This is a genomic window from Chryseobacterium sp. SIMBA_028, from assembly GCF_046535285.1.
Classification (GTDB): Bacteria; Bacteroidota; Bacteroidia; order Flavobacteriales; family Weeksellaceae; genus Chryseobacterium.
This window is the reverse complement of record NZ_JAWRWZ010000101.1, coordinates 1-345: the sequence shown is the minus strand read 5'-3', so window position 1 is coordinate 345 and position 345 is coordinate 1. Positions and strand designations below refer to the sequence as shown.

The window sequence follows — 345 nt, the reverse complement described above, 5'->3', positions numbered from 1 at the left end:
GCCTCGTATTCGAGCAACTGGCAGTCCCAAGCCCGGAACGTGATGCCGTATTGAAGTCATCTCCCACCGCTGTCCCGGATTCTGTGACTGCACAGCTGGCCGGATACACGATCCGCTCGTATGACTCGGATCGAGCCGTGATCGATCTTGCCTTCAAGGGAGCAAATGGAGCCCTCGTATCCATTCCGGTTCCGTTGCAGTGGTACGGCGGCGACTGGAAGTTTGTTGTACCAGCCACAGGGGACACCGGTTCACGGCAGATTGCGGATCTGAGCAGCTACATCGAGTGGGCAGGTGTGTAAATGGCCGACTGTTCAGGATGGAACGCAATAAACCCTTTTTGCC

Annotated in this window: 1 protein-coding gene; it reads left to right on the top strand. The window is 56.5% G+C overall.

The genetic code is table 11. The annotated features are described in order from the left end of the window. The coding region (locus SCA31_RS22720; RefSeq protein ID WP_410699312.1) for a hypothetical protein at positions 1-302 on the top strand (302 nt) is incomplete at its 5' end. Positions 303-345: the final 43 nt, after the last annotated feature.